Here is a 25,913-nt window from a genome sequence, read left to right as displayed (position 1 = left end):
GTCAGCGCCGGGGCTGTGGACGACCGGATTGACTTGTTCGAACAGGTGTTCGAACATGGAGGTATGACGGGGAACACGGCAGCGGAAGGTCGAGTCACAGCACTCGATCACGCCCGCCTGCTCCTCGCCAGGGCCAAGGCGCAGAAGGCCGGCGCCGACGCTGACTTACCCGCCGAGCTCGCGCCCCTTCCCCCGGACACCACCCACCTCGCGACCGTCACAAGCTTCGACCCCGACTCGTGGACCCCCCACCCGGACCCATCCCACCCGGACCCGCTCCATCCCGGGTCGGGTGGGATCGGGCGTTCGGGTTCCGGTCGGGAGCGGGCGGAGGGGCGGCTTGCCTCGGTCGGCGGGCGGGTGCCTTCGGCGGCTCGGGTGCAGCAGGCGCTGGACACGGCGGGGGTGGATCGGGAGCTGCCGACGCATCCGGCGGTGCGGGAGCTGCTGGCCGGGGCGAGCCTGCGCGGCGGCTCGGCGTACTCGGTGCGGGAGAGCGCCGCGCTGGTGATGACGTTGATGGCGGGGCCGTCCGCGGAGGGGGCCTGGTGCGGCGTCGTCGGCGTGCCGTCGTTCGGGGCCGAGGCGGCGCGCGGGCTCGGGGTGGAGCTGGAGCGGCTCGTGCTCGTCCCGGATCCCGGGCACGAGTGGCTCAGCGTCGTCGCCGCGCTGGTCGACGCGCTGACCGTGGTGGTCGTCCGTCCACCCAGTGAGGTGACACCGGGGGAGGCGTCCCGGCTCGCCGCGCGGCTCCGGACCCGCGGCGCGATGCTGATCGCGTACGGGTCCTGGCCGGGCAGCGAGGCCAGGTTCGAGATCGAGGGCAACACCTGGACCGGGCTCGACGACGGCGAAGGGCTGCTCAGCGCCCGCCGGGCGACGGTCGCGGTGACCGGCCGGCGCGCCGCCGTCCGGGCCCGGCACGATCTCTGGCTGCCCGCCCTCGACGGCACCGTCCGTTCCGCCGACTCCGGCCGTCTTCCCACCGGCGAGGAAGCTCCCGCCCGGCAGGACGAGTGGCCGGAACAGATCGGCGCGGTGGGCTGATGAGCGGTGGGACGGTGAACGGTGGGACGGTGGGGCGTGGACTGATCCGGACGATGGTGGTCTGGGTGCCGGACTGGCCGGTGGCGGCGGCCGCGGTGGCGACCGGGCGTTCGCCGGACGAGCCGATCGCCGTTCTGGAGAAAGGAAAAGTGCTCGCCACCTCCGCCACCGCACGGGCCGAAGGGGTGCGCCGCGGGCAGCGGGCGCGGGACGCGCAGTCGCGTTGCCCGGAGCTGGTCGTGCTGAAGTACGACCCGGTGATCGACGCGCGCGCGTTCGACCCGGTGATCTCCTGCCTGGAGGCGATCACACCGGGCGTGCAAGTGATCCGGCCGGGGATGTGCGCGTTGAAGGCCCGCGGCCCGGCGCGGTTCTACGGCGGTGAGGAGGCGGCCGCGGCGAAGCTCCTCGACCGGCTGGAGACGTACGACGTACAGGGCAGCCGGATCGGGATCGCCGACGGGCCGTTCGCCGCGGAGCAGGCGGCTCGGGTGAGTTCCGCGCGGACCCGGGTGCACGTGGTGCCGCCGGGCGGTTCACCGGAGTTCCTCGCGCCGTTGCCGGTCGACGTCCTCGAGCAGCCGGCGCTCACGGACCTGCTGCGCCGGCTGGGGTTGCGGTCGCTGGGTGCGTTCGCGCAGCTGCCCGGGACCGAGGTGCTGACCCGGTTCGGTCCGGACGGCGCGTTCGCCCACCGGCTCGCCCGGGGGTACGACGATCGTCCGGTGACCGGCCGGGAGATCCCGCCGGAGCTCACCCGGACCCTCGACTTCGAGCCGGCCGTCGACCGCGTCGACCAGGTCGCGTTCGCGGTCCGGTCGATCGCCGACGAGCTGATCGTCCGGCTGACCGAGCTCGGGCTGGTGTGTACGACGCTGCGCGTCGAGGTCGGCACCGAGTCCGGCCGGATCCACGAGCGCGAGTGGTTGCACCCGCGCTGGTTCACCGCGGCGGACGTGGTGGACCGGGTGCGCTGGCAACTCCAGGGCAGTGGTACGGCGACCAGCGAGCTGACCTCACCCGTGGTCCGGATCCGGTTAGTCCCGGACCAGGCGGATCCGGTCGGCGCGCACGCCGACGGATTGTGGGGCGGCGGGCCGGACGAGCGGATCCACCGCGCGTTGTCGCGGGTGCAGAGCATGCTCGGTCACGGGGCGGTCGTGTCGGTGGTGATCGGTGGCGGCCGGGGGTTCGCGGAGCGGCAGACGCTGGTCCCGTGGGGCGATCCGGCGGTCCCGGCGCGGCCGCCGGACCAGCCGTGGCCGGGGGCGATCACCGGAGCGGACCCCGGGCGCTGGCCGACGCTCGCGCCGACCACGATCTTCCCGGAGCCGATCCCCGCGAAGGTGTTCGCCGCCGACGGCACCCAGGTCGCGGTCACCGCCCGCGGGGAGCTGTCCGGCACCCCCACCGCGTTCTCCCTGCAACCGGACCGCGGCGATCAAGTTGCCGACAGCAACAAGATGCACCCGATCACCGCCTGGGCCGGCCCCTGGCTCACCGCCGAGCGCTGGTGGGACCCCGCCACGGAGTCCCGCCAGGCCCGCTTCCAGTTCCAGACCGCCGACACCCGCGCCTGGCTCTTCACCCTCCACCAAGCCACCTGGCAAGCCCAGGCCACCTACGACTAGAAGTCGATGCGCATGACCGTGCGGCGCAGGGTCGGGTGGGTGACCTGACGGAAGCCGGCTTCCTCGAAGGCCTGGTGGGGACCGACGTGGAGCTCGCCCCAGGTGATGGTCTTGCCGGGCTGGGTGAGCATCGGGTACGCCTCCAGCGCCCGGGCGCCGCGGGCACGGGCGTACGGGATCACGGCGCGGGCGAGGTGATAGGTCAGCCCGCGGCCGCGGAAGCCCTTGCGGACGACCATGCAGGTGACGGCCCAGACACTCTCGTCGTCCTTGTCCTCCGTGCGGTCCGTCCACGGCACCCGCGACGTCCGCAACTTCGGGTACGCCGTGCGCGGCTCGACCGCGACCCATCCGGCCGGCTCGTCGTCGACGTACGCGATCAGGCCGCTCGTCGACGGTGCGTCCGGCGTACCGCAGGCGGTCTGGTCCTGCAGCCGGGTCGTCCGCTCGTCCAGGGTCGAGTCCCGCCAGATCCACCCGCGGACCTTGAACCGCTGACACTGGCACTGTCCCGCGTCCGCCGTACCGAGCACCGCCTGCAGGTCCTCCCACGGCGCCTCGTTCGCCGGTACGACGGTCAGTTGCGACTCCTCGATCACCCGCATGCCGAGCAGGCTAACCGGGGTTCCGGACGCCCACCTTCCGGAATCCCGAACGAATAAGGTTGGCCGCATGCACCGCAGTCGAGTCTCCACGTTTCTCATCGACGTCAAGCAGGACGAGGTCGACGACGCCGTGACGTTCTGGGCCAAGGCCCTGGGGGTCCGCACCTCGTCGCCGGACGGCGAGCCGCAGTTCATCTCCCTGCACGACGCGATCCCCGGTTACGTGACCGCGATCCAGTCCGTCGACGACGAGCCCCGGTACCACCTGGACATCGAGACCGACGACGTACCCGCCGAGGTCGCGCGCCTGACCGACCTCGGCGCTGTCGAGGTCGCGAGCTGGCAAGGCTGCCACACCCTCCGCGCCCCGGGCGGACACCTGCTCTGCGTGATCCCGGTCCACAGCGACCCGGAGTACTTCCAGCAGCACGCGACCGTCTGGGGCAACGAGTAAGTCGCGACCGTCTGGGGCGACGAGTACGCCGTCGGCCGGGTGGAGCTCAGGCGACGTGGACGGCGGGGGACTCGGCGAGCGCGAAGAGCCGGTCGAACACCGCGACCCGGTCGAACTGCAGCGCGTACGCCCGCGCGCGCCGCTCGGCCGCCGCCCGCTGCTCGAGGGTCCAGTCGCACACGACCTCGTCAAGCACGGCCCGCAGCGTGGCCGGGTCACGCTGTGGCACCAGCAAGGCCGTGTCACCGACCGCCTCGGGTACACCGCCGATCGCGCAGGTGATGATCGGTCCGCCGCCGGCGAGAGCCTTCTCGACCAGCGCGATCCCGAACGTCTCCACGAACTCCGGCTGCTCGCGCGTCGGCAGCACGAACGCCGCGCTCCCGGCCATCAGCGCCGGCTTCTCCGCATCGTCCACGTCGGTCAGCACGCGCACCCGCTCGCCCAGGCCCGCTGCCGCCACCCGTGCCATCACCTCGTCTTCCTGCGGCCCGCGCCCGGCCAGGACCAGCTGCACCCGCTCGGCCGACCGCGAACCGGCGTAGGCGTCGATCAGGTCATCGACACCCTTCGCCGACGCGATCCGGGACAGGAACAGCACGTACCCGTCCCGCGAAAGGCCGCGCCGAGCAAGAGTTTCGGCGATCCTGTCCTCGGTGAGCGACAGGTAGGACCAGGAGTCGACCGCCGGGTAGGAGATCGCGATCCGCTCACGGCACCGCTGCGCGAACGTCGTACCGTGCATGCTGTCGAGGGTCGCCGCCGAGGCCACGATCAGGTCCCTGGTGTACTCCGACACCGCCACGCAGTGATCGGCCGCCAGGTAGATCGACAGGATGTGCGCGGCCGCCCCGAACCGGCCGGTGTCCACGCACTCGCGCACCACGTTGGTGATGTCGGAGCCCACCGCCTCAGCCACCGTGACGACCCGTGCGGGCCCGATCCGGCGCGCCACCTGGACGGCCTCCTGTACGGCGATCGCGTGCGGACTCAGGTACAGCGACATCGCCACCGTCGGCACCCCGTCGCTGAAAAGCTCGACCAGCCGCCCGATGAGCCCGGACAGGTACCGCCCGTCCGGAACCCGGTAGTCGCCAACGGGACCAGGCCGCTCCACGGTGATGCCGGGGCTGTACGGCAGCACGCGATCGAGTGGTTTCAACGGCAGCCCGGCCGCTTCCAGCGCGTCCAGCGGCCAGGTCACGATCCGTACGTCGTCGAACCCGCGGGTGAGCGCCACCTCCGCGAGACACCGTGCCTCACCGGAGTGCCCGCAGATCACCGGATCGGCCCGGACAACGATGACCAGGCGGCGGGTGGGTACGGACGGGACGAGCCTGTCGTCGGCGATGTTCATGCCTCACCTCCAGCTGCGTTCAGCGGGTCGGATGTGGACGGTGGCCTGATCTGGGTGCCCCAGGCGGAGGGCTGAGGGCCGAGCTCGATGTGCAGGTTGCGGATGTGCCGCAGTTCCCGGGCGGAGATCCAGGGGCGTTCGAGTGTCTTGCCGTCCACCGCGATGGATTGGACGTAGGAGACCGGTCCGCCTGCCTCGACCGGCTCGAATCCTGTTGTGGTGATGGACAGCTCGCCCTCCGGCAGCCGGGTCGTGGATTCCGCCACGGCCGGCGCGCTCACCAGGAACAGGTTCTGCCCAGCCACCGGGAACAGCCCGAGCGTCGCCCACACGTACCACGCGGACAGCCCGCCGGAGTCGTCGTTGCCCGGCAGCCCGCCCCGGCCGGTGCCGAACTGGTTGGCGACCGCGGCATGCACCACCTCGGCGGTTCGGTCCGGCCGTCCGGCGTAGTGGTAGGACCACGGCGCCTCGTAGTCCGGTTCGTTGTTCAGTCCCTCGAACCGGCACAGGCCGTACCCGGCATCCATCTCGGCGACGCTCGGCGCCACTCCCGGCTGGGTGACCGGTGCGGCGCCGTACCCGAAGAACTGGTCGAGCAGCCCGACGAACGCCCTGTCGCCGCCGGCGAGCGCGATCCGGGCACGCATGTCGTGCAGCAGCCGGAAGGAGTAGTTCCACCGGCCGCCTTCGTAGAACGTCGAGTCGCGCAGCAGTCCGGTGCCCGGGTCGTACGCCGCCCGCCAGCGCTGGGCGAGCTCGCGCATCTGCCGGGCCAGCGGCAGGTCGCGGACCTTGCGGGCGATCGCCGCGGTGCAGTGGTAGGCGTACGCCAGATCGAGGGTGTGGCTGATCGGGTGCGCGACACCGTGCACCAGGTAGTCCTCGCCGTACGTCCGGCGCAGGTCCATCTCCAGGTGCACCATGGCCCAGTCCCAGTCGATACCAGGCAGATCCAGTTGGCACAGGTCGGCCAGGAAGGTGTGCGCGAGCGCGCTGCCCTGCCGGGAGAACCGGTCGGCGCCCTTGGCCATCCGGTAGCCGATCGGCAGGTTGCCCTCCTGCTCGCAGATCGACAGCAGCGAGTTGGCCAGCGCGACAGAACGCTGCGGGAACAGCGTGGTCATCAGCGGCAGTTGGGTGCGGTAGATGTCCCACATGGTGCAGATGTCGAACGCGTAGGGGCCCTCGGTCGTCCACGGGCTCTCGTCCGGGGCGAAGCACGGCTTGACCAGCGAGTGGTAGAGCGCGGTGCCGAAGACCGTCGCCTGGTCGTCGGACTCGGCCTTGATCGCGACCTTGCCGAGGTGGTCGCGCCAGGTGGTTGCCGTGAGGTCGCGCCGCCCGGCGAAGGTGGCCTGGGTTCGGCCGACGTCCGTGTGCAGGTTGTCGCGGGCCGTCTCACACCCGCGCAGGGAGAACCCCAGCCGCACCTCGACGGTCTGCTCGGCGCGCGAGGGACCCATGAAGAGCAGCCCGAACGGCCGCAGTGTGGTCGGTCGGATGTAGTCGAAGTCGAGGCGGGTGCCGCCGGGCATCAGGCGCCGGTCGTACCACAGCAGTTGCTGCCAGCCGGGGGCGTCGACCTCCAGATGCACCGCCAGCGGTACCCCCTCGACGTGGATCTCACCCTGAGCCACCCCGGGCTCCAGCATCGCCAGGTGCGCCTTCAGCGGCACGGTCTGGCTGTGCGGGATGGCCAGGCCGCCTGTCGAGGCGTCGATGACGATCCGGGCAGCGTCATGCGCCGGGAAGGTGTAGCGGTGGACGGCCGACTTGGGGCCGGCAGTCACCTCACAACGCACCCCCGAGCTCAGCGTCGCCGCGTAGTAGCCGGGCTCGGCCACCTCATCCAGCAGGTCCCACGTGGTGCCCAGGTCGTCGAGCGGGCCGAGCATCGGCGTGACCCGGAAGTAGTTGTAGTACTTGCGGATCGCGCCGGTGCCGGACTGCTGGAAGTGCGTGAAGCCGGAGGCGACCGGGCGGTCGTACAACAGGTCGGGCACGCCCTCGGTGTTGAAGTCGTACAGCCCGTAACCGGTCGGGTAGGCGCCGGAGTACGGGCAGGCCGACACCATTCCGAAGGGGTGCATTGCGCCCGGGTGGGTGTTGCCGACCTGCGGTTTGGGCCACCACCAGGTCGCGGCCAGGCCCTTGGGCGTGGGCAGGTCGGTGGCGCCGGTCCCGATGAACGGGTCGACGTGCTCGTACAGCATCTGGCCTCACCGCCTCGCGCGGCTGACGTGGACTCTCAAGGTAGGAAGCGCATGTTTCAGCCGCGTGTTCGAAGGAGACGGGCAGGTTACGAGCGGGCCTGGTGCACGTGGTCGGTCTGCCCAGCGGCCTGTCGCCTGGCAGCAGAATCCGCCGGAGCGGCACAGGCACGGGGCTACGCTCCGAGCCATGACTGAACTTGCGGCGACGTTCAAGCAGGAAGCGGTGGCGGAGGCGTATCAGCATCGGCCGCCGTACCCGGACGAGGTGTTCGACCGGCTCGTCGAGCTGATCACGGACGAGCCGCGGCGGGTGCTCGACATCGGTGCCGGCGAAGGGGCGATCGCACGCCCGCTGGCGCCGCGGGTCGAGCACGTCGACGCGATCGACTTCTCGGAGCCGATGGTCGAGGCAGGCAAGCAGCGCCCCGGCGGCGACCACCCGAACCTCAGGTGGCAGGTCAGCCCGATCGAGACGGCCGACCTCGACGGCCCGTACGCGCTGGTGACGGCCGGCGCGAGCATCCACTGGATGCCGTGGGAGGAGACGTTCGCGCGGATCGTCCCGCACCTGACGCCGAACGCGCAGCTCGTCGTCATCGAGCACGGCCCCGTCGACGAGCCGTGGGGGGACGACCTTGTCGAGGTGATCCTGCGGCACTCACGCAAGCAGAACCACGACCCGAAGTTCAGCGTCGTCGACGCGATCCGGGAACGCGGCCTGCTCGACCTCATCGGTACGGCGCGGACCAAGCGGGTCACGTACCGGCAGAAGGTCACCGACTACATCGAGAGGCTGCACTCCACATCGAGCCTGGCCCGCGACCTGATGCCCGCCGACGAGGCCGCCGCCTTCGACGCCGGGGTGACCGAGGCGGTCGCGCCGTACGCACAGGACGGCGTACTGGACCTGACCATCGAGGCCGAGCTCAGCTGGGGCCGGCCGACGATCCCGAGCTAGCGGCCCGGGACAGCAGGTAGCGCTGCTCGGGGATGCTCTGCGTGAGCCGCGCGGCGAGCTCGTACGCCTGCCGCGCGGCGGCCTCGTCGCCGGACAGTTCGAGGAGATGGGCGCGCACAGCCGCCACCCGGTGGTGCTCCTGCACCGCCGGATCCACCTCGTCGAGCAACGCCAGCCCGGCGGCAGGGCCGTGCACCATCGCGACCGCAACGATCCGGTTCAGCGTCACCATCGGTCCCGGCGCGATCGACTCGAGCAGTTCGTACAGCATCAGGATCTCGCGCCAGTCCGTGTCCTCGGCCTTCGCCGCGGCGTCGTGCACGGCCGCGATCGCCGCCTGCAACTGGTACCGCCCGACCGGCGCGGACCGCAGCGTCGCCTCGATCAACTCGGTGCCCTCGGCAATCGCCTGCGCGTCCCACAACGACCGGTCCTGCTCCGGCAACGGCACCAGCCCACCGTCAGTCGTCGTCCGCGCCGGCCGCCGCGCGTCCGTCAGCAGCATCAACGCGAGCAACCCGGCCACCTCGCCCTCGGCCGGCAGTTGCGCGCGCAACAGCCGCGTCAGCCGGATCGCCTCCGCACTCAACTCGACCCGATGCAGCGACGGACCGGACGACGCCGTGTAGCCCTCGTTGAAGATCAGGTACAGCACCTCCAGTACGGCGGCCAGTCGCTCGGGCAGCTCGGACGCCGGCGGCATCGCGAACCGTGCGCCCTGCAGCTTCGCCTTCGCCCGGCTGATCCGCTGCCCGATCGTTGCCTCCGGCACCAGAAACGCGCGGGCGATCTCGCCGGTCGTCAACCCGCCGACCGCGCGCAACGTCAGCGCCACCTGCGACTGCTGCGTCAGCGCCGGATAACAGCACAGCATCAGCAACGTCAGCGAGTCGTCCGCCGCCGACGCGGGCTCCGGGGGAGACCAGGACGCAACAGTCTCCTCCCGGCGCGTGCGGGCCGCCTCGTTCCGCAGTACCTCGATCCGTCGCCGCGACGCGACCGTGACCAGCCAGCCCCGTGGATTCTCCGGTACGCCGTCCCGCGGCCACTGCGTCGCCGCGGCGAGCAGAGCCTCCTGTACGGCGTCCTCGCACGCGTCGAAGTCGCCGTACCGCCGGACCAGCGCTCCCAGCACCTGCGGCGCCTGCTCCCGGAGCAGCTCCTCGAGCATCACATGAACGCGCCGAGGTCCCGCACCGGACGGACCTCCACCACGCTGAACGGCGCCTCCGGGATCTGCGCGACGATCTCCACCGCCCGGTCCATCGACTCGCAGTCCAGCAGGTAGAAACCGGCCAGCTGTTCCTTCACCTCGGCGAACGGCCCGTCCGTCGTCTGCGGCTTGCCGTCGCGGACCAGCACCTGCTTCGTGAGCGCCGGATCGTCCAGCGACTCCGAGGCGACGAGCTCGCCGTGCTCGGCCAGCGCCTCGTGCAGAGCGGCGTACCCCGCCATGCCTTCCTTCTTCTGATCGTCACTCAGCGAGTCCCACACCGCACGGGACTCCGGGTTGCCGTAGATCAGTACGAGGAACTTCATCTGAACACTGTAAGCATCACCGAGGGGTATCGATCGGGTCACTGGTTCGTAGCGGGCGTAGCGGGCGTAGCGGGCGGGCGGGAGTCACGTTCTGGTATCAGGGGACTGGTGTCATCGGGATGGCGGGGCCTGCCCCGGGACAGGCGGACGTAAACCTGTCGACGCTCCCCAGTACAGTTACGACGGGTATCCAGGGTGGAGAGAGGGAGGGGTCGCGTGCCGGACTTGGAAGTGTCCGACCGGGTGTGGACGATCCCGAACGCGCTCAGTTTCCTGCGGTTGCTGGGGGTGCCACTCTTCCTGTGGCTGATCCTCGGTCCCGAGGAGGACGGCTGGGCGCTGCTCGTGCTGGCCGTCTCCGGATTCACCGACTGGGCCGACGGCCAGATCGCCCGCCGGATGAACCAGACCACGCGGCTCGGGCAGATGCTCGACCCGGTCGCCGACCGGCTCTACATCTTCGCGACCGTTCTCGGCCTGGCGCTGCGCGACATCATCCCCTGGTGGCTGGCGATCGCGCTGCCGCTGCGAGACCTGCTGCTCACTTTCACGCTGCCGGCGCTGCACCGCCGTGGCTTCAACGCGCTGCCGGTGCACTTCCTCGGCAAGTCCGCGACGTTCTGCCTGCTGTACGCGTTCCCGTTGCTGCTGCTCGGTGACGGCGACACGACGCTCAACCTGCTCGCCCGCGTCATCGGTTGGGCGTTCGCGATCTGGGGCACCGGGCTGTACTACTGGGCCGGCGCGCTGTACTTCGCCCAGCTGCGGCACCTGGTCCAGACAGTCAAACCGATCAAGGACTCGGCCGGGTGACCCAGCAAGCCCCGCAGGCCCCAGAGGCGCCTCAGCAGGCACAGAAGCCGCGACGCGTCGACGCGTCCATGTCCTTGCTGAACAATCTGATGGCGCACCCGATCGACGAGGGGTACGCCGTCGCCGCCCGGACCCGCTCGAACCAGGGCGGCAAGCAGGGCCGGTCGCGGCACCGGGTGATGCTGGTGGTGGCCGCCGCCGTCCTCGGCTTCCTGCTCGCCGTCGCGGCCGCGCAGAACTACCGCACCGCCCCGGAGGCGGAGAAGCAGCGCAAGGAACTGATCACCCGCATCGACCAGGCCGGCACCCGTCTGAACGAACTGCGCAACCACCAGACCCAGCTCGCCGACGAGGTACGTCGCTTGCAGGCGAGCGGACTGAGCAACGACAGCGCCGGTACGGCGTTGCAGCAGAAGCTCGACGACCTGGAGCTGCAGACCGGCGCGATCGCGGTCACCGGCCCCGGACTGAAGGCGGTCGTCGACGACGCGAAGGACGCCGACTCCAAGGAGGGCCGGCTGCTGGACGTCGACCTGCAGCAGCTGGTCAACGGCCTGTGGACGTCCGGCGCGGAGGCGATCTCGGTGAACGGTCACCGGCTCACGTCGCTGACCGCGATCCGCGGCGCAGGCAGTGCGATCACCGTCGACTACAGTTCGCTGACCCCGCCGTACACGGTGCTCGCGATCGGGGACACCGCGACCATGCCGGCCCGGTTCGCGCAGAGCTCGGGCGGGCAGTGGGTGCAGTACCTGGTCAGCAACTTCGGTGTCCGGATGACGATCACGACGGAGGATTCCTTGCTCGTGCCGGCCGATGCGACGATCGCGTTGCGCTACGCGAAGGTGAGAACGAGATGATCGCCGTACTCGGTCTGGTGATCGGCGTCGTCGTCGGTCTGCTGGTCGCGCCCGACGTACCGGACTGGGCGCAGCCGTACCTGCCGATCGCGGTGGTGGCCGCGCTGGACGCGGTGTTCGGCGCGTTGCGGGCGTTCCTGGACGGGATCTTCGACGACAAGGTGTTCGTCGTGTCGTTCGTGTCCAACGTGCTGATCGCGGCGCTGATCGTCTACCTGGGCGACCAGCTCGGGGTCGGGTCGCAGCTGTCCACCGGCGTGGTCGTCGTCCTCGGTATCCGTATCTTCACCAACATGGCGGCGATCCGCCGGCACATCTTCCGGGCCTGATCATGACTGACGACAAGCCAGACGAAGCAGCCGAGCCGGACAAGGCAGCCAAGCCGGACAAGCCCGAGCCGGCCGCCAAGGCGACGCCGGAGAAGGCAGCGCAGGCCGAGCCGCCGCAGCCGGAGACGCCGACTCCGATGCCGAAGCCGAAGACGCCGAACCTGGCGCTGCGGCGGCTGCGCGCCGGGTTCAAGCCGTCCCGCGGCCAGGCGATCGTCGCCGTCGTGCTCGCCCTCGTCGCCTGCGTGGCGGTCGTCCAGGTCCGGGTGAACCGGGCGGACGACGGCTACCAGAACGCCCGCCGCGAGGACCTGATCGCGATCCTCGACGGCCTGGGCCAGAACACCCGCCGCCTGGAGAGCGAGATCGCCGACCTCGAGGAGCGGAAGAACTCGCTGTCCTCGAGCGCCGACAAGGCACAGACCGCCCGCGAACAGGCCGAGGCGCAGATCCGCACGCTCGGCATCCTGGCCGGCACGATGCCGGCCGTCGGCCCCGGGGTCCGGATCACGCTGAACGACCCGCAGGGCAAGATGACCTCGAGCAACCTGCTGGACGCGATCGAGGAGCTGCGCGACGCCGGCGCCGAGGCGATCCAGATCAACGGATCGGTGCGGGTCGTCGCCAGTACCGACCTCGTGGACGACGCCCCGGGGGTCCGGATCGACGGCCAGAAGGTGTCCTCGCCGTACGTCATCGAGGCGATCGGGGAGTCCCACAACCTGGCCGAGGCGGCCAACTTCCCGGGCGGTCTGGTGAGTGAGGTGACCGGTCCGCAGGTGGGCGGAACGGCCGAGGTCAACGAGCTCGAGAGCGTCTCGATCACCGCCTTGCACGCGCCGCAGGAGCATCGTTACGCTCGCCCGGCGCCCAGCCCGACCAAGTAGTCGCACCAGTAGCCGCATCAGCAGTCATCAGTACCCCTACCCCCCAGCTGTACTTAGTGAAAGAGGAACGACGGTGTACCCCGAAGACCTGAAGTACACGGCCGAGCACGAGTGGGTGAAGGCCGGCGAGGACGGACCCGTGCGCGTCGGCATCACCGACTTCGCGCAGGACCAGCTCGGTGACATCGTGTACGTGCAGCTGCCCGACGTCGGCAGCGCGGTGCGGGCCGGCGACGCCTGTGGGGAGCTGGAGTCGACCAAGAGCGTGAGTGACCTGTTCGCCCCGGTGAACGGCACCGTGACCGCCGTCAACGAGGCGCTCGCCGACCAGCCGGACCTGGTGAACACCGACCCGTACGGCGAGGGCTGGCTGCTGGACATCGAGGTCGAGGACACCGCCGAGGTGGCCGCGCTGATGGACGCCGACGCCTACCAAGGACAGCTCGACCAGAACTGATAGCGTTACCGGCCTCAACCGCTCGTTGAGGGTTGAGGCCTATGTCCACACTTGTTAACACGGGGTCTATCGAAAACGTCGCCGGACCACCGGCGATCGGGAGGATCACAGCATGCCGTTCTGCAACCAGTGCGGGCACGAGAACTCCGAGGGCAGCCGGTTCTGCTCGCAGTGCGGAGCGATGCTGCCTGGCGCGGACCGCCCGGCGGCCACCCCGGCGACCCCGCCGCCGGCGCGGACGCAGCAGACGCCCGGTGTCACCGACACCGCGATGCTGACGCCGATCGGCGCCGAGCCGGAGCCGGAGCAGACCGGTGAGCCGCTGACCGCCGACGACGAGGCCGCCGTCGGCTCGCTGCCGGCCGGGTCCGCCCTGCTGATCGTCCAGCGCGGCCCGAACGCGGGCAGCCGGTTCCTGCTCGACGTCGACGTGGTGACCGCCGGCCGGCACCCGGACAGCGACATCTTCCTCGACGACGTGACGGTGTCGCGCCGGCACGCGGAGTTCCGCCGGGACGCGTACGGCGTGAAGGTGCGCGACGTCGGCAGCCTGAACGGGACGTACGTCAACCGTGACCGGATCGACGAGGTCCAGCTGAACAACGGCGACGAGGTCCAGATCGGCAAGTACCGGCTGGTGTACTACGCCAGTGGCCAGGCCTGATCCGAGCGCCGAAGGGTCGGCGGGCGGCCGCGGCATCGGAGAGGTGCTGCAGCTCCTGCAGGCCGAGTTCGCCGACGTCACGATTTCGAAGATCCGGTTCCTGGAGGCCGAAGGGCTGGTGACACCGGCCCGGACGGCCTCCGGCTACCGCAAGTTCAGCGCGGCCGACGTCGAGCGGTTGCGGTACGTGCTGACCGCGCAACGCGACCAGTACCTGCCGCTGAAGGTGATCAAGGAGCATCTCGGCGCGATCGACCGCGGGCTGCGACCGGCCGCCGCAGGCCCGCCGGTCGCGCCCAGTTCGCTGCCGCAGACCCCTGGCCAGCCGGTCCCTGAGGACTTCGGGGACTTCGGCGCCGCGGGCACCGAGCTGCGGCTGACCCGGGACGAGCTGCGGACCGCTGCCGACGTACCAGGGGAGCTGCTGGACGAGCTGGAGAGCCACGGTCTGGTGGTGGCCAGTGGCAACCACTACGGCGGCGACGCGATCGTGATCGCCCAGGTCGCGGCCGAACTGGCGTCGTACGGGATCGAGCCGCGGCATCTGCGTGCGTTCCGTACGGCGGCGGACCGGGAGGTCGGCCTGATCGAGCAGGTCACGGGTCCACGCCGTACCGAGCAGACCGCGGAGCTCGCCGCGCTGACCGTCCGCCTGCACACCGCCCTCGTCCGCTCCCGCCTCCCACGCTGAACCCGGCCGGACGGGTGTCCGGGACGAGACGGTGGGACTGCCCGGGGATTGACTGCGGAGTAGGCTGAAGGTGTGCGCGAAGTCGACGTGGTCGGAGTCCGGGTGGAGATGCCCTCGAGTCAGCCGATCGTGCTGCTCCGGGAGGTCGGAGGTGAGCGATACCTGCCGATCTGGATCGGCGCGGCCGAGGCGAGTGCGATCGCTTTCGCCCAGCAGGGCATGGAGCCGCCCCGGCCGTTGACCCACGATCTGTTCGCCGAGACCATCCGGGTGCTCGGGCACACGCTCAGCCAGGTCCGGATCGTGAACCTGACCGACGGCGTGTTCGAGGCGATCCTGGTGTTCGACGACAAGACCGAGATCTCCGCGCGGCCGTCGGACTCGATCGCGATTGCGCTGCGCACCGGGACCCCGGTGTTCTGCGCCGAGGAGATCCTCGCCGAGGCCGGTATCCCGGTTCCAGAGAGCGAGTCGAACGGTGCGGACGAGGTCGAGGAGGAAGAGGAGGTCGAGCGGTTCCGGGAGTTCCTGGACCAGGTGACCCCGGAGGACTTCGACAAGAGCTGACGCCCTGGTTCCCCGGGCGTAGGCTGCAAGTGCGGTCAGGTAACGATTCGTACGACGGTCGCGACACGCTCCCGGCTCGGTGCGGTTGTCGTTGACCCGGTTCGGGCGGCGGCTTACCGTGAAGGAGTCGTGGGGTGGTGTCACTCCACGGAGATGACTCGTTCCAGTCGGTATCCAGGGAGGCTCAGGCGTGACACGCACCGGGGACACGGATCTGACGGCGCAGTCGACGTCCGACGCGCACGCCGAGGCCGTGGCAGCCGCTACTGCCACCGCCGGTGTCCAGGGTCTGCTGTTCGACGACGACCTGCGGCCGATGCCGGAGGACGTCGGGTTCCGCGGTCCGACGGCCTGCGCCGCGGCCGGGATCACCTACCGGCAGCTGGACTACTGGGCCCGGACCGGCCTGGTCTCCCCGTCGGTCCGTCCGGCGACCGGCTCCGGGACGCAGCGGTTGTACGGTTTCCGTGACGTCTTGTTGCTGAAAGTGATCAAGAGGCTGCTCGACGCCGGGATCTCGCTGCAGCAGATCCGGACCGCGATCGCTCACCTGAGCAAGCGCGGCTTCGACGACCTGACCCAGATCACGCTGATGAGCGACGGCGCGTCGGTGTACATGTGCACCTCGCCGGACGAGGTCATCGATCTGCTGGCCGGCGGCCAGGGCGTGTTCGGGATCGCGCTCGGCGGCGTCTGGCGCGAGGTCGAGGGTTCGCTGTCCGAGCTGCCCACCGAGCGGGCCGACGGCCACGGTGAGGACGAGTCCGAGCCGCACGCCAGCGACGAGCTCGCCGCCCGCCGCCGCGCGCGGATGACCGGCTGACCTAGTTTTCTTGTGCGCCCACTCACTGCCGACTCGCTCCGCGGTGTGTGGGCGACTCTTTTGCTGCCGCTGAACCCCGACGACTCGATCGACTGGGGACGGCTGCAGGCTCAAGCTGATGTGCTGAGCGCCACCAACCTGCACGGGCTGTACGCGCACGGGACGGCGGGGGAGTTCCAGACGCTGACCGAGGACGAGTTCGACCGGGTCAATCAGGTTTTGGCCGGCACGGGGAAGCCGTTCCAGATCGGGGCCAGTCATCCGTCGGCGCAGGTGCAGTTGTCGCGGGTCGAGCGGGCTGTGGAACTCGCGCCCGGAGCGATCCAGGTGATAGCCCCGGACTGGTTGCCGTTGAGTCCCAGCGAGATGCTGAGTTTCCTGCGGCGCGTGGCTGACGTGGCGGGAGACGTGCCGCTCGTGTTGTACAACCCGCCGCATGCGAAGACCGCTGTAGGGCCGCAGCAGTTGTGTGAGCTGGCGCAGGCGGTGCCGAGTCTGGTCGGGCTGAAGACGGCCGGCGGTGACAAGGCGTGGTTCGACGAGGCGATGCGGTCGGGGCTCGCGATCTTCGTGCCGGGCCACTTCCTGGCGAGTATGTCGTCACTCGGAGCACACGGCAGCTACTCGAACGTGGCGGCGCTCTCCCCGAACGGCGCGGTCGCGTACGCCGCCGACCTCGACGTCGAGCGGCGGATCGAGGAGTTCTTCGCAGCCCACGTCGTACCGCTCCAGAAGGCCGGACTGTCCAACCCTGCGCTGGACAAGTTCCTGGCCGCGGTGGGGGACTGGGCCGATGTCGGCACCCGGGTCCGCTGGCCGATGCAGTCGGCGACCGAGGAGCAGGTGGCAGCGGCCCGCCCCGACGCCCGGAGGCTGCTGCCCGAACTGTTCGCCGATTCCTGATAACCTCGGGACTGCCGTACACAACACTCGGGAGAGTCCCGTGTCACGGGCGCCGAAGGGGCAATTCCTCCCCGGAACCTCTCAGGCCCATGGACCGAGTGTCACAGGCGACTCTGGAGCGCGAGCACCGCGTGACAGAGGGGGAGGCCACCGGCAGCGTCTGTCAGCATCGGAGCCTCTAGTGAACGACATCCCCCAGCTCTCGGCGACCTTCGCCGACCGGCACATCGGGCCGCGCCCGGACGAGATCGCCCGGATGGTCGAGCTTCTCGGGTACGACGACGTCGACGCGCTCGTGGACGCCGCGGTCCCGGCCTCGATCCGCTCGGCCGAGGCGCTGCGGCTGCCCGAACCGGCCTCCGAGGTCGACGCGCTGACCGAGCTCCGGCAGCTCGCCGCGCGCAACACCGTCGTCACCTCGATGATCGGTCAGGGGTACTACGGCACGTTCACCCCGTCCGTGATCGTGCGCCGCCTGGTCGAGAACCCGGCCTGGTACACCGCCTACACGCCGTACCAGCCGGAGATCTCCCAGGGCCGCCTCGAGGCGCTGCTGAACTTCCAGACCGTCGTCTCCGACCTGACCGGCCTGCCGACCGCGAACGCGTCGCTGCTCGACGAGGGCACCGCGGCCGCCGAGGCGATGACGCTGGCGCACCGCTCGAACAAGAAGAGCAAGTCCGACCGGTTCCTGGTCGACGCCGACTGCTTCACGCAGACGATCGCCGTGGTCCGGACCCGCGCCGAGGCGCTGGGGATCGAGGTCGTCGTCGCGGACACCACCGACGGCCTGCCCGAAGGCGACTTCTTCGGCTTCCTGGTGCAGTACCCGGGCTCGAACGGCGCCGTCCGCGACCTGAAGCCGCTGATCGCCGCGGCCCACGAGCGCGACACGTTGGTTGCCGTCGCCTCCGATCTGCTCGCGCTGACGGTGCTCGAGGCGCCGGGTGAGGCCGGTGCCGACATCGTCATCGGCTCCTCGCAGCGCTTCGGCGTACCGCTGTTCTACGGCGGCCCGCACGCCGGCTTCATGTCGGTACGGTCCGGTCTCGAGCGTTCGTTGCCCGGTCGCCTCGTCGGCGTGTCCGTCGACGCCGACGGCGCCCCGGCGTACCGGCTGGCCCTGCAGACCCGTGAGCAGCACATCCGTCGCGAGAAGGCGACGTCGAACATCTGTACGGCGCAGGTCCTGCTGGCCGTGGTCGCGTCGATGTACGCCGTCTACCACGGTCCGGAGGGGCTGCGCGCGATCGCCGAGCGGGTGCATCAGTACGCCGGGAAGCTCGCCGCCTCGCTGCCCCCCGGTGGGGTCGAGGTCGTCCACGACGACTTCTTCGACACCGTGCTCGCCCGCGTCCCGGGCCGTGCCGCGGACGTCGTGGACGCCGCCCGGCAGAACGGCATCTGGCTGCGACTCGTCGACGCGGATCACGTCGGCATCTCCTGCGACGAGAAGACCGACGTCGCCACGCTGACCCGCGTCTGCCAGTCCTTCGGCGCGCAGTACGACGACACGCTCGGCGCCGGCGCGATCGCGGTGCCGCGCACCACGGAGTACCTGACGCACCCGGTGTTCAACACGCACCGGTCCGAGACGGCGATGCTGCGCTACCTGCGCAAGCTGTCCGACAAGGACTACGCGCTGGACCGCGGGATGATCCCGCTCGGGTCCTGCACGATGAAGCTGAACGCGACGACCGAGATGGAGCCGGTGACCTGGCCGGAGTTCGCGGACCTGCACCCGTTCGCCCCGGTCGAGGACGCGGCCGGGTACGTGAAGCTGATCGGTCAGCTGGAGCGCTGGCTGGCCGAGGTGACCGGGTACGCGAAGGTCTCGATCCAGCCGAACGCCGGCTCGCAGGGTGAGCTGGCCGGCCTGCTGGCGATCCGCGGGTACCACCGCGCGCAGGGCGACGAGGACCGCAACGTCTGCCTGATCCCGGCGTCGGCGCACGGGACGAACGCCGCGTCCGCGGTGATGGCCGGCATGAAGGTCGTCGTTGTCAAGGGCAACGACGACGGCACGATCGACCTGGACGACCTGCGGTCGAAGGCCGCCGAGCACGCCGAGCGGCTGGCCGCGATCATGATCACGTACCCGTCGACGCACGGCGTGTACGAGGAGAGCGTCCGCGAGGTCTGCCGGATCGTCCACGACCACGGCGGCCAGGTGTACGTCGACGGCGCGAACCTGAACGCCCTGTTGGGTCTCGCGAAGCCGGGCGAGTTCGGCGGCGACGTCAGCCACCTGAACCTGCACAAGACGTTCTGCATCCCGCACGGCGGTGGCGGTCCGGGGGTCGGCCCCGTCGCGGTCGCCGCGCACTTGGCGCCGTACCTGCCGAACCACCCGCTGCTCGACCAGGCCGGTCCGGAATCGGGCGTCGGCCCGATCAGCGCGGCGCCGTTCGGGTCCGCGGGCGTGCTGGCGATCTCGTGGGCGTACATCCGGATGATGGGCGCCGAGGGGCTGACCGCCGCGACCAAGGCCGCGGTCCTGACCGCGAACTACGTGGCGAAGCGGCTCGAGGGCGCGTTCCCGGTGCTGTACACGGGCGAGAACGGCCTGGTCGCGCACGAGTGCATCCTGGACCTGCGGCCGATGACCAAGGAGACCGGCATCAGCGTCGACGATGTCGCGAAGCGGCTGATCGACTACGGATTCCACGCGCCGACGATGTCGTTCCCGGTCGCGGGCACGCTGATGGTCGAGCCGACCGAGTCCGAGGACCTGGGCGAGCTGGACCGCTTCTGCGACGCGATGATCGCCATCCGGCACGAGATCGACCGCGTCGCCGCGGGGGAGTGGCCGGCCACCGACAACCCGCTGGTCAACGCGCCGCACACCGCCGAGTCGGTGATCAACGACAAGTGGGAGCACGCGTACACCCGCGAAGAGGCCGCGTTCCCCCGCTCGGTCGACCGCGCCTCGAAGTACTGGCCCCCCGTCCGCCGCATCGACGGCGCCCACGGCGACCGCAACCTCATCTGCTCCTGCCCAGCCCCGGAGGCGTTTGAGTGACTTCCGTACGTCCTGATACTGCCGACGGGCTGTTTGCTGAGGTTGCGGCGGCGCAGAGCGAGTGGAAGTTGCCGTCGGTGTGTGCCGGGGTGGTTCGGGACGGCGAGCTGGTGTGGACCGGCGTCCGTGGGCGGTTCGCGACGGGTGACGGTGGGTTGCCGGGGACCGACGTGCAGTACCGGGTCGGGTCGATCACCAAGACGTTGACGGCGGTGCTGGTGATGCAGTGCCGGGACGACGGGTTGCTGACGCTGAACGATGCTGTCGGCAAGCATCTGCCGGGGATCGCGTTCGGGGACCGCACGATCCGGCACCTGCTCGCGCACAGCGGCGGGATGAACGCCGAACCCGAGGGCCCTTGGTGGGAACGGAATCCGGGCGTCACGTTCGACGAGCTGACCGCGGCGATGAGCGACGCGCAGGCGGTCGGCCCGGCGGACCGGCGGCACCACTACTCGAACCTCGGGTACGGCCTGCTCGGCGAGATCGTCGCCCGGTTGCGCGGCGAGTCGTGGCTGGACCTGGCCCGCAAGCGCATCCTCGCCCCGTTGGAGATGCGGCGTACGTCGTACTTCCCGGAAGGCCCGTCCGCGCAGGGGTTCTCGGTGCACCCGTTCAGCGCACAGCTGGATCCCGAGCCGTCGTACGACTCGGGTGCGATGGCGCCGGCGGGGCAGTTGTGGAGCACGATCGAGGACCTGGCGCGGTACGCGACGTTCTGGATCGACCCGGTGCCTGAGGTGCTGAGCCGGGAGTCCGTCGAGGAGATGGCGGCGCCGGTCGCATCCGATCCGCGCGAGGGCCTGAACGCGTCGTACGGCCTCGGCCTGCGGCTGATCGCGGACGACCCGCATCTGCTCGTCGGTCACACCGGCTCGATGCCGGGCTTCCTCGCCGGACTGTTCGTCGACCGGGTCCGCCGCGTCGGGGCAGTGACGCTGGGCAACGCGACGTACGGCCGGGTCGCCTCGCTGGCACCCGACCTGGTCCGCATCCTCACGCGGCACGAGCCGCCGATCGCCCAGGAGTGGGTCCCGGAGCCGCCGCTGACACAGGGCGCCGAGCTGCTCGGCCACTGGTACTGGGGCAACACCCCACTCACGATCTCCGCGACCGCCGGGATCCTGCAACTCTCCGGCGGCCTCACCACCCGCCTGACCCCACTGGGCCCCGACCTCTACCAGGGCCGCGACGGCTACCTCGCCGGCGAAAAACTCCACGTAATCCGCGACGGCAACACCATCTCCCACCTCAACGTCGCCACCTTCACCCTCACCCGAACACCGTACGGGCGCTGATCACGTACCAGTAGATCGTCGACAGGTTTACCATTTGCTATACTTAGGGTATGGCGATGCACGAGTGGGACGTCTACATCGTCAACGAGGTGCGTGCGTGGATCGAGGACCTGGACGACGCTACTCATCGGCGGGTTGTGCAGGCGATCGATGCGCTGGCTGAGGCAGGACCTGGGCTCGGACGGCCGCTTGTTGACACGATTACCGGATCCCGACTGCCGAATCTGAAGGAGCTCAGACCGGGGACAGTGCGGATCCTGTTCGCGTTCGACCCGTGGCGATCGAGCATCCTGCTCGTCGCTGGGGACAAGGCGGGGCGATGGAAGGCTTGGTACGACGAAGCCATCCCGATTGCGGAGCACAGGTACGAGATCTACGTGAAGGAACGCCAGGCCGAAGAGGAGGATGGTCGATGAGCGGCTACGTGAACTGGAGGGACATTCGCGATCAGGCGGTTGCGCGTGCCGGTGGCGAGGAGGCCGTCGAGGCCGGCAAACAGGAGCTCCTCGCGGAGGTTCAGGGGCACCGCCTGGCGGAGATCCGGCGCGCTCGTGGTCTGACGCAGGCGCAGGTTGCCGAACGGATGGGCGTTACCAAGGGGCGGGTTTCCCAGATCGAGCAAGGCAAGATCTCAGGCCAAGAGGTCCTGCTCCGCTATGCGTCCGCGCTTGGCGGCCGCCTGCATCAGGCAATCTACTTCGACGACGGCGACATCGCTGCCATCGCCTGAACACCGCGAACCTCGTCCTCACCTGGACGCCCTACGGGCGCTGAGTTGTCCACAGGTGGGGAGAAACGGGTCGTCGTCGGGTGGTCGGGTGACTAGGCTGTTCGGCATTGCATGGAGTAGATCAGGGGTAGATCACCCGGCTGCTTACCGGGAGGGCGCAGGTTCGAGTCCTGCCTCCATGTCGACGTCGTACGGCTCGTGAGCGGTGCGGTATCGCCTTGGAGTAGCTCAGTGGTAGAGCACCCGGCTAGGGACCGGGAGGGCGCGAGTTCGATCCTCGCCTCCAGGTCCAGGCACGACTCGTCGAGAGAACGGGGATCGGCATGCCGGACGAGCCACGGGCGGAAGCGTCGGCCGGGTACGCGATGCGGCGGCTGGAGCACGCCTTCGAGCGTGCGCTGACCGCTGACGACGCCGCGGTACGCCGACGCGCGGCTGCCCGGGTCGAGGCCTGGCGCAACGTGCTGGACGGGATGGCCTCCGGGCGACTGACGGTCGGTTCGCGGACACCGGTCGCGGACACGCCCGCCTGGGTCACGCTCGAAGTGGTGACGGGAGGATTCGCGACCGGCCGGTACCTCGCGGAGGTGCCGCTGCGCGACGAGGAGCTCGCGCGGATACCGGCCGACGCGCCGGGTGCGACCGACCGCGAACGACTCAATCTCTGGTACCTCGGCGACGAAGGGCTCGCGGAGCTCGGCCAGGTGCTCCGCACCGGCCGGTACCGCGTCGACGTACCGGAGGAGTCGGCGCTGCTCGTGGTCGCCTGGCTCCTCGAGCACGAGCACTTCGCCGCGGCGCTCGATCTGGTGGCCGAGTTGCGCCCGCTGATGGACCGTCTGCGCTTCACTCCGACGTTCAGCCGCTCGGGTGCTCCCTCGGGATCCGTGGTGCGCCTGCAACCAGTCGCAGAGACCCGAGCAGCGTTGCTGCAGGCAACGGTGCCGCCACAGCTGCAGTCCATGCGGGAAACACTTCAGATCTGGAACCCGCTCTACGACCGGCTCGTGGAGCTGTGGTGTGACACGGTCGAGGACGAGCTTCCGGCCCTGACCCCCGACGGAGTGACCGGTGGCTGGCCCTGCCGGCGGTGGCCGGACAACTGGGCGCAGCGTCGGCGGCGCTGGCTGGACGACTACCGCGCCGCGGCCGCCGTCCATCAGGCGTCGAACGCTCACCGGCATCCGAAGAGCAACTTCGCGCGGCTGCACTCGGCGCTCCAGCGTTGTCCCGAGGACAGTTCGGCGCTGAACGGCCGTGACGTGGGCTGGATCCGTCGCGCGCTGGCCAACACGATTCAGCCCCACGGCGCACCCGGATCCGAGTCCCGCGCCGCGCTGCGGGCTGTCCAGGGCGCAGTCGCCGCACGCCCGACGTACGCCGCCGTGGCACGGGTGCTGAGTGCGAGGCTGGACCGCTTCCCGGCGGACGGCGGCTTGCCCACGCTGGACCCGATCGCCGTCGAGGTGACCGAGGCCGAGGACGCCGCCTCGGCGGGCGCGTCGATTCCGGCGCACCTGCTGGCGAAGACCGCCCGGTCACTCGAAGCGCCGATCGGTGAGTTGGTGGAGCGCGGCGTCATCACCTCCGGGGAGGTCCTCGCGCGCGTCTTGCCACAGGTCACGTCCCAGCTGCTGGCAGCCAACATCCAGGACGCCGCGCTGGCGTCGGTCTACGCGCAGACGTACGCCGCCTTCCGCCGCCGTCGGAGCCTTCTGCTGCTCAATCTCGAGCACCAGGTTCGCTTCGACGAGCTGCCCTGGGTGGCCGCCGTCGCGCCGCTCCGCGAACGGAAGGAGCTCACCACCCACGCGGCGGTCCAGTCGTTGCGCGAGACGACGATGACGGCGCTCGGCGCGTTCCCACACGCGATCCTGCCGAACCCGCTCGTCCGCGAGTTCGGTGCCCTCGCCTCGCAGGCCGGTCTGAAGCTGCCCCTCGTCGAGGAGGTCGCGGCAGACATCTTCATGGGCACGTTCACCCAGAAGTGGCGAGAGGCGGCGGTGCTCGCCGGCCGAGTGCTGTCCGGGACGTTGTACGCGCGGTACTACGACGTACCTGACGTCTGGGCGCCGGTCGAGCCGCCGCAGCGGGGCAAGCGGTTGCGCATCCGCTGGGGCAAGCCGGTCGCGGAGGACTTCGCCGCCGAGTGCCGACGGCGGGCAGAGGAGGCGCAGACTTCGCAGTCCGGTGGGTACGTCGCTGAGAACGGCACCGTGCTGGAGCAGAGCAAGATCCTCACCACCCACAACCTCGCCGTGCTGATCGAGGCGCTGCACCTCACGGACTGGTTGCGGGACGCAGCGCCGGATCTCGCCCACCGTACGTTCGCCTGGGCAATCGATCGGCAGACCCAGCCGGCGTCGACGTGGATCACCGGGCTGCAGAGCATCAAGAACACGGCGTACGCCTGGCGTCAGGCGATCTTCTACCTGAGCTTCTGCGACAGCGCCGCACAACGCGAGGTCTTGGCGCAGGTTGCGGATCGAGCGACCGTCCTCGGCCCACGGTTCGCCCCGGCCGTGGACGGGCTCGCGGCGGTGGCGGCAGGAGAGCGCTTCGACGCCGCAGGCCGCACGGCCGGCGGGGGTCGTCGCCTGCTGGGCTGGAGCTCCGGTCCGCATTGGTGCATGCCCCGGGTCAAGGCTCAGCCATCAGGCTTGAAGACCTAGCCTTCCGAGGGGGCCTCGTCGCTGGTCGGAATCCGGAGTGTGTAGATCGTTCCGGGTCGAGGGGCCTTGCGTAGGGAGGATAGTTCGTCCTCCAGCGGGCGGGCGTCGTCGGGGCGGCCCAGCGCCCGCAAGGTACGGATGACGGGTGGCAGAGCTTCGTCCACTCCTCCCGGACGGTCCGCGGCGCGGTGCAGCTCGAGAGCCTCGCTGTACGCCGCCAGCGCTTCCTCGAGCCGGTGTAGGGCGCGCAGATCGTCCCCGAGCGTCGTGAGGGCCCAGGTGAGGCGCTCGAGCGATTTCTCGTGCGGGGACTCGGACTGATGATCCGCGCGCAGTACGGCGACCACCGCCTCGTCGAGCCGCACGGCTTCGGCGTACTGCTGGAGCTCGCGCGCGCTACCGGCCAGATTCATCTGGAGGCCGAGGATGTCCTCCGGATCGACCGGGTCGAGAGTGCCCGCGATCGCAAGAGCTTCCCCGTAGCTGGCCCGCGCCTGCTCGTACTCGCGGAGCCGGGTCCGGCAGTGGCCCAGCTCGGTCAGCGCGGGCACGAGCTTCTCGTCCGATCCGAGGTACCGCAGGATCCGCGTCACCTCCTCGAGCAACGGGTGCGCAGCGTCGTGCTCACTGCGCTCCAGGTGGCGCTCGGCGACGATCGCCAGGGACCGGGCGCGGAGCCGGTTGGCCTCGTCGGCCCGTTGGGAGCGGAGCGCGAGCAACTCGTCCGCCGAGGCGCCGGCCGGCTCGTCGGGGAACTCGGACAGACTGCATTCGACCAGCTCCAGCGCCCGGTCGAGCGGCGGACGTCCCTGGTCCACGATCCGGCAGACGGCGACCGCTTCCTCCGCGACCACCAGTGCGTCCGCGTGGCGCCCGAGTTTCGTCAGTGTGTTCCATTGCGCGGTCAGCGCGTTGCCGAGGTACTTGGACTCGTCCGGCCGGATGAAGGCGAGCTTGCGCAGGTGGCCGACCTGGGAGGCCACTGCGGCGGCGGCATCTTCGAACTGCCCCGCCTCGTAGCTCTTCGCGGCCTCCTTCGCGGCGTAGAACGCCAGCGTGGTGTGCCACGACCTGCCTGCTCGCCGGGGGAAGAGCGTGCAGACATACAGGGCCAGCCCCAACGTGATCAGTGCGTGCCCGTACCGCCAGCCCGCGAGCCAGCCGATCCCGCCCGCGACCACGGCGGCCGTAGCGGCCATCTGCACCCCGCCGCGGATGTACATCTCGCGCAAGCTCGTCATCGTGCCTCCCCCTGATGCCTTGATGAGTGAGATGCGCGGGAGGCGGATTGCGTTGCGTCGGATCGTGAGGATGTTCACGTCGTGGGTGGTTGAGTTGACACGGTGAGTGAGGCGGGCAAAAGTTAGGGCTGCCTTAGTAAGGGTTGCCT

The 25,913-nt window shown here is 70.2% G+C and carries 26 protein-coding genes, 2 tRNA genes and 1 riboswitch; of the genes, 21 read left to right on the top strand and 7 right to left on the bottom strand.

Annotated features, from left to right (window positions below):
* Positions 1 to 63: 63 nt before the first annotated feature.
* The gene (locus BJY22_RS41945; protein ID WP_238350496.1) at positions 64 to 1,047 is read left to right on the top strand and encodes a hypothetical protein; all 984 of its coding nucleotides are present in this window, start codon (positions 64 to 66) and stop codon (positions 1,045 to 1,047) included.
* Complete coding sequence (locus BJY22_RS29510) at positions 1,047 to 2,678, top strand: DNA polymerase Y family protein (RefSeq protein WP_167213086.1); 1,632 nt, start codon at positions 1,047 to 1,049, stop codon at positions 2,676 to 2,678. Before BJY22_RS41945 ends, BJY22_RS29510 begins: the two co-directional genes overlap by 1 nt.
* Here the strand turns inward: BJY22_RS29510 and BJY22_RS29505 are convergent.
* Both BJY22_RS29505 and BJY22_RS43320 read right to left on the bottom strand, forming a co-directional pair.
* Positions 2,675 to 3,283, bottom strand: coding sequence for a GNAT family N-acetyltransferase (locus tag BJY22_RS29505; protein ID WP_167213084.1), 609 nt, complete (start codon positions 3,281 to 3,283; stop codon positions 2,675 to 2,677). The two genes, BJY22_RS29510 and BJY22_RS29505, sit on opposite strands and share 4 nt — an antisense overlap.
* On the bottom strand, positions 3,274 to 3,327 hold the full coding sequence (locus tag BJY22_RS43320; RefSeq protein WP_420371435.1) for a hypothetical protein: 54 nt from the start codon (positions 3,325 to 3,327) through the stop codon (positions 3,274 to 3,276). Before BJY22_RS43320 ends, BJY22_RS29505 begins: the two co-directional genes overlap by 10 nt.
* A 23-nt stretch (positions 3,328 to 3,350) precedes the next feature.
* On the opposite strand from BJY22_RS43320, the gene BJY22_RS29495 reads away from it, so the two are divergent.
* On the top strand, positions 3,351 to 3,737 hold the full coding sequence (locus BJY22_RS29495) for a VOC family protein (RefSeq protein ID WP_167213082.1): 387 nt from the start codon (positions 3,351 to 3,353) through the stop codon (positions 3,735 to 3,737).
* A 46-nt stretch (positions 3,738 to 3,783) separates the two neighbouring features.
* On the opposite strand, the gene BJY22_RS29490 is transcribed toward BJY22_RS29495, so the two are convergent.
* Together BJY22_RS29490 and BJY22_RS29485 are read right to left on the bottom strand one after the other, a co-directional pair.
* Complete coding sequence (locus tag BJY22_RS29490) at positions 3,784 to 5,094, bottom strand: glycosyltransferase (protein WP_167213080.1); 1,311 nt, start codon at positions 5,092 to 5,094, stop codon at positions 3,784 to 3,786.
* Entirely contained in the window at positions 5,091 to 7,310 is a 2,220-nt protein-coding gene (locus BJY22_RS29485; RefSeq protein ID WP_238350495.1) for a glycoside hydrolase domain-containing protein, read from the bottom strand. Before BJY22_RS29485 ends, BJY22_RS29490 begins: the two co-directional genes overlap by 4 nt.
* Positions 7,311 to 7,497: 187 nt before the next feature.
* Here BJY22_RS29485 and BJY22_RS29480 point away from each other — a divergent pair, with 187 nt between their 5' ends.
* Complete coding sequence (locus tag BJY22_RS29480; RefSeq protein WP_167213078.1) at positions 7,498 to 8,268, top strand: class I SAM-dependent methyltransferase; 771 nt, start codon at positions 7,498 to 7,500, stop codon at positions 8,266 to 8,268.
* On the opposite strand, the gene BJY22_RS29475 is transcribed toward BJY22_RS29480, so the two are convergent.
* Both BJY22_RS29475 and BJY22_RS29470 read right to left on the bottom strand, forming a co-directional pair.
* The gene (locus BJY22_RS29475; RefSeq protein WP_167213076.1) at positions 8,237 to 9,439 is read right to left on the bottom strand and encodes an RNA polymerase sigma factor; all 1,203 of its coding nucleotides are present in this window, start codon (positions 9,437 to 9,439) and stop codon (positions 8,237 to 8,239) included. The genes BJY22_RS29480 and BJY22_RS29475 overlap by 32 nt on opposite strands.
* Positions 9,439 to 9,807, bottom strand: a complete 369-nt coding sequence (locus BJY22_RS29470; protein ID WP_167213074.1) for a YciI family protein — start codon at positions 9,805 to 9,807, stop codon at positions 9,439 to 9,441. The genes BJY22_RS29475 and BJY22_RS29470 overlap by 1 nt, the downstream gene beginning before the upstream one ends.
* 216 nt (positions 9,808 to 10,023) lie before the next feature.
* On the opposite strand from BJY22_RS29470, the gene clsA reads away from it, so the two are divergent.
* The 17 genes from clsA to BJY22_RS29385 all read left to right on the top strand — a co-directional run bounded on the left by clsA (position 10,024) and on the right by BJY22_RS29385 (position 24,523).
* Positions 10,024 to 10,620: a cardiolipin synthase ClsA gene (clsA, locus tag BJY22_RS29465; RefSeq protein ID WP_167213072.1), complete on the top strand. Its 597-nt coding sequence runs from the start codon at positions 10,024 to 10,026 to the stop codon at positions 10,618 to 10,620.
* On the top strand, positions 10,617 to 11,480 hold the full coding sequence (locus tag BJY22_RS29460; protein ID WP_337759403.1) for a DUF881 domain-containing protein: 864 nt from the start codon (positions 10,617 to 10,619) through the stop codon (positions 11,478 to 11,480). Before clsA ends, BJY22_RS29460 begins: the two co-directional genes overlap by 4 nt.
* A complete protein-coding gene (locus BJY22_RS29455; protein ID WP_130379362.1) occupies positions 11,477 to 11,809 on the top strand; it encodes a small basic family protein in 333 nt (110 codons plus the stop codon). Before BJY22_RS29460 ends, BJY22_RS29455 begins: the two co-directional genes overlap by 4 nt.
* Before the next feature lie 2 nt (positions 11,810 to 11,811).
* The gene (locus BJY22_RS29450) at positions 11,812 to 12,696 is read left to right on the top strand and encodes a DUF881 domain-containing protein (protein ID WP_238350494.1); all 885 of its coding nucleotides are present in this window, start codon (positions 11,812 to 11,814) and stop codon (positions 12,694 to 12,696) included.
* A gap of 73 nt (positions 12,697 to 12,769) precedes the next feature.
* Entirely contained in the window at positions 12,770 to 13,153 is a 384-nt protein-coding gene (gene gcvH, locus BJY22_RS29445; RefSeq protein ID WP_167213070.1) for a glycine cleavage system protein GcvH, read from the top strand.
* A 112-nt stretch (positions 13,154 to 13,265) separates the two neighbouring features.
* Positions 13,266 to 13,817 carry an FHA domain-containing protein gene (locus BJY22_RS29440; RefSeq protein WP_167213067.1) on the top strand — a complete coding sequence of 184 codons (552 nt, stop codon included), beginning with the start codon at positions 13,266 to 13,268 and terminating at the stop codon, positions 13,815 to 13,817.
* Positions 13,804 to 14,508, top strand: a complete 705-nt coding sequence (ftsR, locus tag BJY22_RS29435) for a transcriptional regulator FtsR (RefSeq protein WP_167213065.1) — start codon at positions 13,804 to 13,806, stop codon at positions 14,506 to 14,508. Before BJY22_RS29440 ends, ftsR begins: the two co-directional genes overlap by 14 nt.
* 72 nt (positions 14,509 to 14,580) lie before the next feature.
* A complete protein-coding gene (locus BJY22_RS29430; RefSeq protein ID WP_167213062.1) occupies positions 14,581 to 15,075 on the top strand; it encodes a bifunctional nuclease domain-containing protein in 495 nt (164 codons plus the stop codon).
* A gap of 316 nt (positions 15,076 to 15,391) precedes the next feature.
* Positions 15,392 to 15,898 (top strand): MerR family transcriptional regulator, encoded by a 507-nt coding sequence (locus BJY22_RS29425; RefSeq protein WP_238351358.1) that lies wholly within the window; start codon positions 15,392 to 15,394, stop codon positions 15,896 to 15,898.
* A 12-nt stretch (positions 15,899 to 15,910) separates the two neighbouring features.
* A complete protein-coding gene (locus tag BJY22_RS29420) occupies positions 15,911 to 16,801 on the top strand; it encodes a dihydrodipicolinate synthase family protein (RefSeq protein ID WP_167213057.1) in 891 nt (296 codons plus the stop codon).
* A gap of 18 nt (positions 16,802 to 16,819) precedes the next feature.
* A riboswitch (glycine riboswitch) is annotated at positions 16,820 to 16,908 on the top strand.
* A 74-nt stretch (positions 16,909 to 16,982) separates the two neighbouring features.
* Positions 16,983 to 19,823: an aminomethyl-transferring glycine dehydrogenase gene (gene gcvP, locus BJY22_RS29415; RefSeq protein WP_167213054.1), complete on the top strand. Its 2,841-nt coding sequence runs from the start codon at positions 16,983 to 16,985 to the stop codon at positions 19,821 to 19,823.
* Positions 19,820 to 21,121, top strand: coding sequence for a serine hydrolase (locus tag BJY22_RS29410; RefSeq protein ID WP_167213052.1), 1,302 nt, complete (start codon positions 19,820 to 19,822; stop codon positions 21,119 to 21,121). The genes gcvP and BJY22_RS29410 overlap by 4 nt, the downstream gene beginning before the upstream one ends.
* 50 nt (positions 21,122 to 21,171) lie before the next feature.
* Positions 21,172 to 21,537, top strand: coding sequence for a type II toxin-antitoxin system RelE/ParE family toxin (locus BJY22_RS29405; RefSeq protein WP_167213050.1), 366 nt, complete (start codon positions 21,172 to 21,174; stop codon positions 21,535 to 21,537).
* The gene (locus BJY22_RS29400) at positions 21,534 to 21,851 is read left to right on the top strand and encodes a helix-turn-helix domain-containing protein (protein WP_167213048.1); all 318 of its coding nucleotides are present in this window, start codon (positions 21,534 to 21,536) and stop codon (positions 21,849 to 21,851) included. Before BJY22_RS29405 ends, BJY22_RS29400 begins: the two co-directional genes overlap by 4 nt.
* Before the next feature lie 110 nt (positions 21,852 to 21,961).
* Positions 21,962 to 22,033, top strand: a tRNA-Ser gene (locus BJY22_RS29395).
* A gap of 35 nt (positions 22,034 to 22,068) precedes the next feature.
* Positions 22,069 to 22,143 (top strand) — tRNA-Pro (locus BJY22_RS29390).
* A gap of 31 nt (positions 22,144 to 22,174) precedes the next feature.
* Positions 22,175 to 24,523 carry a hypothetical protein gene (locus tag BJY22_RS29385; RefSeq protein WP_238350493.1) on the top strand — a complete coding sequence of 783 codons (2,349 nt, stop codon included), beginning with the start codon at positions 22,175 to 22,177 and terminating at the stop codon, positions 24,521 to 24,523.
* Here the strand turns inward: BJY22_RS29385 and BJY22_RS29380 are convergent.
* A complete protein-coding gene (locus BJY22_RS29380) occupies positions 24,520 to 25,764 on the bottom strand; it encodes a tetratricopeptide repeat protein (protein WP_167213046.1) in 1,245 nt (414 codons plus the stop codon). The two genes, BJY22_RS29385 and BJY22_RS29380, sit on opposite strands and share 4 nt — an antisense overlap.
* Positions 25,765 to 25,913: the final 149 nt, after the last annotated feature.

Origin of the sequence: Kribbella shirazensis (assembly GCF_011761605.1) — a bacterium.
GTDB lineage: Bacteria > Actinomycetota > Actinomycetes > Propionibacteriales > Kribbellaceae > Kribbella > Kribbella shirazensis.
Note: the sequence above shows the minus strand (reverse complement) of the source record. Positions and strands in the feature narration are given on the sequence as shown.